The 635-nt window shown below is 70.6% G+C and carries 1 protein-coding gene; it reads left to right on the top strand.

The window, feature by feature from the left end:
* Window positions 1-443, top strand: a 443-nt coding sequence (locus AAH991_RS40195; protein ID WP_346231200.1) for an arabinofuranosidase catalytic domain-containing protein, incomplete at its 5' end; no start/stop codon positions are given.
* Window positions 444-635: the final 192 nt, after the last annotated feature.

The following is a 635-nucleotide window of genomic DNA, read 5'->3' on the forward strand; positions in this document are numbered from 1 at the left end:
GGGCCGGCGCGATGGACGCCATCTACTTCGGCACGAGCTGCTGGTTCGGCGGCTGCTCCGGCTCGGGCCCGTGGGTGCAGGCCGACCTCGAATACGGGCTGTACCCCGGCGGCAGCAGTTCCTGGAACCCCAACCAGAGAGCCTTCACCAGCAAGTTCGTCACCGCGATGCTGAAGAACAACGGCACGTCGCGCTTCGCCATCAAGGGCGGCAACGCGCAGACCGGCGGAATGACGACGCTGTGGGACGGCTCGCTGCCTCGCGGTTACAGTCCCATGAAGAAGCAGGGCGCGATCATCCTGGGCAGCGGCGGCGACTGCTGCGCCACCAACACCAACCTGAGCCAGGGCACCTTCTACGAGGGAGCCATCGTCTCGGGCTACCCGTCCGACGCGACGGAGAACGCGGTGCAGGCCGACGTCACCTCCGCCGGCTACCGCTGATCGACCCTCTCCCCGGCGACGCACGGGCTCCGGGATGGATAGGACCCGGCGGACCCGGGACGCAGGCGGTGCCCGTCGCCCGCACGGCGACGGGCACGATGAAACCGCCTCGTCCCCGGGTCCGCGTCGAGGGTGGGTGAACCGCGGCGAGCGTCCGGTGCCGGGGCCCTTCGCCAGTCCTTGGGCGCGCGC

It is taken from the genome of Microbispora sp. ZYX-F-249 (assembly GCF_039649665.1).
Lineage (GTDB): Bacteria > Actinomycetota > Actinomycetes > Streptosporangiales > Streptosporangiaceae > Microbispora > Microbispora maris.